Origin of the sequence: Pseudomonas syringae (genome assembly GCF_021606685.1) — a bacterium.
Classification (GTDB): Bacteria; Pseudomonadota; Gammaproteobacteria; order Pseudomonadales; family Pseudomonadaceae; genus Aquipseudomonas; species Aquipseudomonas syringae_R.
The window spans coordinates 1-7385 of sequence record NZ_WKCB01000132.1 but is presented as its reverse complement, the minus strand read 5'-3'; the positions used below and the strand labels follow the sequence as shown (position 1 = coordinate 7385).

Below are 7385 nucleotides of genomic sequence, written 5' to 3'. Positions count from 1 at the left end.
CAGCGGCCCCTAAGCCAGGCGCCGCGTTATGTCTGAGATTGCGCGTTCTGCTTTACTGGGGCTGCTTTGCAGCCCAACGCGGGCAAGCCCGCTCGCCACACAAGCCTGCTTGCCACACAGGCCCGCTCGTCACACAAGCGCCCCTTCGGCAACAGGGGCGGTGGGCTTTAGCCTAATCGGTTGGCCAGCAGCGGTAATAACGTTTCGCACGATGCCTCTATCTTTACCTGCAGCAGCTCATCTCCACGGGTCTTGCCGAGGTTGATGGCAATCACCGGCTTGCCGTGTTCGACCATCGCCTTGCACAGGCGGAACGCTGAATAGGCCATCAGCGACGACCCCACGACCAGCAGGCCGTCGGCTTGCTTGACGGCGGTCATTGCCTTTGCAGCAGTCGCCGGGGCGACGTTCTCGCCAAAAAATACCACGTCAGGTTTGAGCCGCTCGCCATTGCAATGGGGGCAGTGGGGCACCTGAAAGTGTTCTTCAAAGGTAGAGTCGAGCAGGGTATCGCCGTCGGGCGCCTGCACTGCGTGCACGTGCGCCAGATACGGGTTGTCGATTTCCATCTGTCGCTGGATCACATCCCGTGTGCTGCGCAGTTGGCAATCGAGGCACAGCACGCGGTGCAGGCTGCCATGCAACTCGATCACATCATGGCTGCCGGCCTGGTCGTGCAACGTATCGACGTTTTGTGTGATCAGCCCGCTGATACGTCCGCGCTGCTGCAAGGTCGCCAGTGCCCGGTGGGCCTGGTTCGGCTGGGCAATACGCACCCGTGGCCAACCCAACATGGCACGGGCCCAGTAACGGCGCCGCGCTTGAGGTGTGGCCAGGAACTCCTGGTACATCATCGGCGCCTTGCCCCGGCGCACACCTTCACTGTCGCGGTAGTCAGGGATGCCCGACGACGTGCTGATCCCCGCACCGGTCAACACCACAAAGTGGCGATCCGCCATGGCGCGGTACAAGGTTTCGAGGTGGTTTTCTTGATGTTCCAGCGTGTCGAGCATGGGTTCGCCTATTCGCCTCGGATGTACTGCTCCAGCTGTTTGATCAGGTCGGCCTGTTCCGCAATCGCTTCTTTTACCAGGTCGCCGATGGACAGCAGGCCCAGCAGTTTGCCGTCTTCGACGACGGGTAAGTGACGCAGGTGACTGTCGGTCATGATGTTCATGCATTCATCGACGCTTTTATGGGTGTCAACGGTGATCACCGGGGAGCTCATGACTTCGTCGACCCGCGTGGTGACCGACGACAGCCCCTTGAGGATGAGTTTACGGGCGTAATCCCGTTCGCTGATGATGCCTACCACTACGCCTTCCTTGACGACCGGCAGGGCCCCCACGTTTTTCTCCGACATCCGGACCAGCGCTTCAAACACGGTGTGGTCCCATTGGATGGTGTGGACGTCCTGGTTTTTCTGGTCCTTGGCTTTGAGCACTTGTGCGACGGTTTTCATGGCGGCCACTCCAGTGTTGTTGTTAGGTAGTCAGCTGATCCCCTACAGAATCCTAGACGGCCAGCGCCGGAGCAAGGTCCAAAGCGGCGTTAAACTCGTCGAAAAACGTCATTCGCCGGATTTTTTCGACGGTTACCCGGTATTTGTCGGCTTTTTTGTACGCTTGTGGCTGGCCGCCGACTTGCGGGGTGTGCTTTTGCGTTTGGTTTTCCACGGCGTGGCGCCTCGGCCTGCGGGGCTGGCGGGGCCGGTGATGGTCATGCGCATGCCATTGCAGCGCGCAACTTGCTTGCTCATCCAGGCCGCCTGCTTGGCGACGAATTCTTCCAGGCTCATCTCGCCGCTTTGCACCATGTCCAGCGCTTGTTCCCAGATGGCGGTGGTGCCGGGGTCGGCGATAGCCCGGGGCACCGCGTCGATCAGGCTGAACGCCGCCGGCGTGGCCGATAGCGCCTTGCCGTTTTTCACCAGGTAACCACGGTCCAGCAACCCTTGGATGATCCCCGCGCGGGTAGCTTCAGTGCCGATGCCAGTGGTGTCCTTGAGTTTTTGCTTGAGCAGTGGGTCTTCCACCAGTTTGGCGACGTTTTTCATCGCCTTGATCAGGTCGCCTTCGGTGAACGGCTTGGGTGGCTGGGTCCACATGTCCTTGAGGTTGACCTTGGCCACTGCGTAATCCTGGCCCTGCACCAATGCCGGCAGCGCCTGTGGCGCGGCCGCTTCACGCCCCTTGGCCGGGGCCAGGGCTTCGGGCAAGGCGCGTTTCCAGCCTGGCTCGATCACTACTTTGCCCACTGCGCGCAACGCTTGGCCCGCGCAGTCGAAGTCGGCCTGGGTGCGATCGTATTCATGGTTGGGCAGGAACTGCGCCAGGTAGCGCGCGCGAATCAGGGTGTAGACCGCACGGTGCTTGCCGCTGAGTTGGCCGACATCCTTGCCCGCGCCGGTAGGGATGATGCCGTGGTGCGCGCTGACTTTGGCGTCGTTCCAGGCCCGAGAGCGGCGTTGCGGGTCGATATGCGGCATCAGCTCGTTGACTGCCGCGTCTGCACGCCCCAGTGCGGCGAGAATGCTGGGCGCGTCGCTATGCTGGCTCAGGGGCAGGTAGCCGCAGTCGCTGCGTGGATAGGTGATGGCCTTGTGTGTTTCGTAAAGCGATTGCGCGATATCCAGCGTTTCCTGGGCGCCGAGGCCGAGCTTTTTGGAGCAGATTTCCTGCAGGGTGCCGAGGTCGAAAGGCAGGGGTGCCACTTCGCGCATGCGTTCGGTCCGCAGTTTTACCAGGCGCGCGCTGGCGGCATTGGTCATGGCATTCGCCGCCTCCTGCGCCAGTTGCGGGTTGAGGCAGCGACCCTGGTCGTCACAGGCGTCTTCGGCTGCGCGCCATTGGGCGGTGAAGGTCATGTGTGCGTGGCGCAGGTCGACATCGATGGCCCAGTACGCCACCGGCACGAAATCGGCGATGCTGCGGTCGCGGTCCACCACCAGGCGCAGGGTCGGCGTTTGTACCCGGCCCACCGGCAGCACGCCCTGATAACCGGACTGACGCCCGAGCAGGGTAAACAGGCGGCTCATGTTCATACCGATCAGCCAATCGGCGCGAGAGCGGCCCAGGGCCGAGTGGTACAGGCTGAAGGTTTCCGCGCCAGGCTTGAGCGCGGCCAGGGCCTTGCGAATCGAAGCCTCGTCCAGCGCCGACAGCCATAACCGCTGGATTGGCCCGCGATAGCGACAATGCTCGACCAGTTCGCGGGCGATCATCTCGCCTTCACGGTCGGCGTCGGTGGCGATCACCAGTTCCTGGGCTTCTCCCAGCAGGCGTTTGACGGCCTTGAACTGGCTGGCGGTCTTGGGCTTGACCCGCATCTTCCATTTGTCCGGGACAATCGGCAGATCGGCCAGCACCCAGCGCTTGTACTTGGCGTCGTAGGCATCCGGCGGGGCGGTTTCCAGCAGGTGGCCGATGCACCAGGTGACTGTGACGCCATTCCCCAGCCAGCACCCGTCACCGCGCCGGCTGGCGCCGAGCACGGCCGCGATATCTTTGGCCTGGGAGGGTTTTTCACAGAGGTACAGCCGCATGGTCATCACATCAGATCGGGTTGATGCTGTGCAGGATGCTTAGTCGGCACCCATTCGGCAACCATTATCTGTATGGATGTACAGCAATTTGTGTAGGCGCTGTAAAGTAAATGTGGGAGGGGGCTTGCTCCCGATGACGGTGTATCGGCCAAAATATCATTGACTGATTCACCGCCATCGGGAGCAAGCCCCCTCCCACAGGGGATATGCAGTGTTCAAAAATAGTTAGTTGTTATCGATATCCACGTGCCGCGTCTCCTTGAGGCAGATCATCCCCACCACCAGGCTCACCCCGGTCACTACCACCGGGTACCACAGGCCATAAAAGATGTCGCCGGTGTAAACCACCAGCGCAAACGACACGGTCGGCAGGAACCCGCCAAACCAGCCGTTGCCGATGTGGTAGGGCAGAGACATCGAGGTGTAGCGGATACGCGTCGGGAACAACTCCACCATCAACGCCGCGAGCGGGCCGTAGCACATGGCGGCAATCAGGATGAGTGCCACGATCAGCACCACCACCATGGTTTTATTGACCTGGGCCACGTCCGCTGAAGACGGGTAGCCGGCCAGGGTCACCGCGCCGCGCAGGGCTTTTTCGTCAAAGCCGTCGATGCGCACGTCACCCACGCTCACCTGCACCGGGCTGCCCGCAGGGGCGGCGGCGCTGCTGTAGGGCAGGCCCTGCTTGACCAGGAAGGTCTTGACCTTGTCGCACGGGCTGTCAAATTTCGCCTTGCCCACCGGGTCGAACTGGAAGGTGCAGGTGGCCGGGTCAGCCAGCACCGTGATCGGTGCCTGGCGGCTGGCCTGGTCCATCGCCGGGTTGGTGTAGTGCGCCAGGCTCTTGAAGATCGGGAAGTACAGCGCAGTCGCCAGCAGCAGGCCGAGCATCAGTACCGGCTTGCGGCCGACCTTGTCCGACAGCCAGCCAAAGAAGATAAAGAACGGCGCGCCGATCACGACGCTGATGATCAGCAGCATGTTGGCCAGGGCAGGGTCCATTTTCAGGAACTGCGTGAGGAAGAACAGCACATAGAACTGCGCCGCGTAGAAGGTCACCGCTTGGCCGCCGTTGATGCTGAACAGGGCGATCAACACGATCTTGAGGTTTTCCCATTTGCCAAATGAATCGCGGATCGGCGACGTGCTGGCCTTGCCTTCCTCTTTCATTTTCAGGAACGCCGGCGACTCGTGCAGGCTCATGCGGATCCAGGTGGAAATACCCAGCAGCACGATGGAAAACAGGAACGGAATACGCCAGCCCCACACTTCAAACTGGTCGCCGGTGAAGTAACGGCAGGCCAGTACCACCAACAGCGACAGCAGCAGGCCAAGCGTCGCGGTGGATTGAATCCAGCTGGTGTGGAAGCCGCGTTTGCCCGCCGGTGCGTGCTCGGCCACATAGGTCGCCGCGCCGCCATATTCGCCGCCCAGCGCCAGGCCCTGGAGCATGCGCAGCACAATGAGGATGATGGGGGCCGCGATGCCGATGCTGGCGTAGGTCGGCAACAGGCCGACACAGAAGGTGGCCACGCCCATCAGGATGATGGTGACGAGGAAGGTGTACTTGCGTCCGATCATGTCACCGAGGCGGCCGAACACCAGCGCGCCGAACGGTCGCACGACGAAGCCGGCGGCGAAGGCCATCAAGGCAAAGATAAACGCGGTGGTGTCGTTGACCCCGGCAAAGAACTGCTTGCTGATCACCGCCGCCAGGGCGCCGTAAAGGAAAAAGTCATACCACTCGAACACCGTCCCAAGGGACGAGGCGAAGATGACTTTCTTTGAATCGTTGCCGGCGCTCGCGTCTATTGTCGAGCCCAGGGGTTGAGCATGTTCTGACATCGGGTAGCCCTCACAGTGATTATTTATTGTTGTTCCACTGTCGGCGCCAGGTGTGGCGCCGCTATTCAGATTGCATGAACCAGTTCTTTCTCCGGGGCGAGACCCCTTGTAGTCGGCGAAAGGATCAGCTGCGCGGCCTTTTCGGCGATCATCAGCGTGGGTGAACAGGTGTTGCCGGAGGTAATGCGCGGCATGATCGAGGCATCGGCAATGCGCAGCCCCGGCACGCCATGCACGCGCAGTTGCGCGTCGACCACGGCGTCTTTGTCGCTGCCCATGCGGCAGGTGCCCACCGGATGGAAGATCGTGGTACCGATGCGGGCGGCTGCTTCGTACAACTCGTCCTGGGTTTGCAGCGCATCACCGGGCAGGTATTCCACCGGTTTGAACTGGCTGAGGGCCGGGGCGGCGACGATGCGCCGGGTCAGGCGAATGGCATCGGCGGCCACCCGCAGGTCTTCCGGGTGGCTGAGGTAGTTGGGTTGGATCAGCGGCTCATCCGCAGGGTTGGCCGAGCGGATATCGATGCGCCCACGGCTTTGCGGGCGCAGGTCGCAGACCGATGCGGTAAAGGCCGGGAACGCGTGCAGCGGCTCGCCGAAGCGCTCCAGGGACAGCGGCTGCACATGGTATTCAAGGTTGGCGGACGTCTGCTCCGGACCGGAGCGTGCAAACGCGCCGAGCTGGCTGGGCGCCATCGACAGCGGCCCGCTGCGGTCGTACAGGTAGCGCAGGCCCATGCCCATCTTGCCCCAGACGGTGCCGGCGATCTGGTTCAGGGTGCGGGCTTTTTCCAGCTTATAGATCAGCCGCAATTGCAGATGGTCCTGCAGGTTGCCACCCACGCCGCGCAGTTCGTGGAGCACATTGATGCCCAGTGGCGTGAGCACGCTGGACGGGCCGATCCCCGAGCGCTGCAGAATGCCCGGCGAGCCGACGGAACCGGCGCACAAGACGATTTCCTTGCGCGCTTTCCAGCTGACCTGTTGCCCCAGCTGGCGCCCGACCACTGCCGAAGCGCGGCCGTTTTCGAGCACGACACGGTCGACTTCCACCTGGGTTATCACCGTCAGATTGGGCCGCTGGCGGATCGGCTTGAGAAACGCCTTGGCCGCGTTCCAGCGCACCCCGGCTTTCTGATTGACCTGGAAGTAGCCGCAGCCTTCGTTGTCGCCCTGGTTGAAGTCGCTGATAGGCGCGATACCGCTTTGCGTCGCCGCATCGCGAAACGCATCCAGGATCGGCCAATGCAGACGCTGTTGCTCGACCCGCCATTCACCGCCGTCGCTGTGAAATTGCGAGCCGCCGGCAAAATGGTTTTCGCTTTGCTTGAACAGCGGCAGCACGTCTTTCCAGGCCCAGCCTGCGTTGCCTTCCGCCGCCCAGCCGTCGTAATCCTGGGCTTGGCCGCGCATGTAGATCATGCCGTTGATGGACGAGCAGCCGCCCAGCACCTTGCCGCGTGGGTAGCTCAACGCTCGGCCTTGCAGGCCTTGCTGGGCTTGGGTTTTGAAACACCAGTCGGTGCGCGGGTTACCGATGCAGAACAGGTAGCCGACGGGGATATGGATCCAGGGGTAATTGTCGCGGCCACCGGCTTCCAGCAAGAGCACGCGGTGGGCGGGGTTGGCGGACAGTCGATTGGCCAGCAGGCAGCCTGCGGGGCCGGCGCCTACTACCACGTAATCGTATTCAGCAGCTGCAATGGGCATCTGAAGTCTCGCTTGTTTTTCTTATTGGCTCCATCCTAGTTGTTAGTTTTCGTCTTAAAAATGTTAGTTTTTACCCAGCTGCTGTGCGTTTTTGAACAGCGCCGCAGAATAGTGCGGGTCTGCGCGGCGATCGAGCTTGCTGTGGCGAGCGGGCTTGCCCGCGTTGGGGCGCAAAGCGGCCCCAGGTTCCGGCACCGCCGCTCCCTCCTAAATCCCCCCCTTCCTGTTTTTTGGGGGTGGTGCCGCCCCACCCACGCGAGCCCCGCCCCCACCACCCGCAG

The 7385-nt window shown here is 62.2% G+C and carries 5 protein-coding genes; all 5 read right to left on the bottom strand.

Going from position 1 to position 7385, the window contains the following annotated elements; translation table 11 throughout:
* Window positions 1–167 precede the first annotated feature (167 nt).
* The gene (locus tag GIW02_RS26645) at window positions 168–1013 is read right to left on the bottom strand and encodes an NAD-dependent protein deacetylase (protein WP_236419124.1); all 846 of its coding nucleotides are present in this window, start codon (window positions 1011–1013) and stop codon (window positions 168–170) included.
* Between the two features lie 8 nt (window positions 1014–1021).
* A complete protein-coding gene (locus tag GIW02_RS26640; RefSeq protein WP_236419121.1) occupies window positions 1022–1462 on the bottom strand; it encodes a CBS domain-containing protein in 441 nt (146 codons plus the stop codon).
* 132 nt (window positions 1463–1594) lie between these two features.
* Window positions 1595–3544, bottom strand: a complete 1950-nt coding sequence (locus tag GIW02_RS26635; protein WP_236419126.1) for a DNA topoisomerase III — start codon at window positions 3542–3544, stop codon at window positions 1595–1597.
* Between the two features lie 225 nt (window positions 3545–3769).
* A complete protein-coding gene (locus GIW02_RS26630) occupies window positions 3770–5392 on the bottom strand; it encodes an MFS transporter (RefSeq protein ID WP_236419119.1) in 1623 nt (540 codons plus the stop codon).
* Between the two features lie 65 nt (window positions 5393–5457).
* On the bottom strand, window positions 5458–7104 hold the full coding sequence (locus GIW02_RS26625; RefSeq protein ID WP_236419117.1) for a GMC family oxidoreductase N-terminal domain-containing protein: 1647 nt from the start codon (window positions 7102–7104) through the stop codon (window positions 5458–5460).
* Between the last annotated feature and the right edge of the window lie 281 nt (window positions 7105–7385).

Excerpts from the sequence above, each read along its gene's own strand:
- GIW02_RS26625 (WP_236419117.1), bottom strand. The coding sequence starts at position 7,104 with ATGCCCATTGCAGCTGCTGAATACGATTACGTGGTAGTAGGCGCCGGC.
- GIW02_RS26645 (WP_236419124.1), bottom strand. The coding sequence starts at position 1,013 with ATGCTCGACACGCTGGAACATCAAGAAAACCACCTCGAAACCTTGTAC.
- GIW02_RS26640 (WP_236419121.1), bottom strand. The coding sequence starts at position 1,462 with ATGAAAACCGTCGCACAAGTGCTCAAAGCCAAGGACCAGAAAAACCAG.
- GIW02_RS26635 (WP_236419126.1), bottom strand. The coding sequence starts at position 3,544 with ATGCGGCTGTACCTCTGTGAAAAACCCTCCCAGGCCAAAGATATCGCG.
- GIW02_RS26630 (WP_236419119.1), bottom strand. The coding sequence starts at position 5,392 with ATGTCAGAACATGCTCAACCCCTGGGCTCGACAATAGACGCGAGCGCC.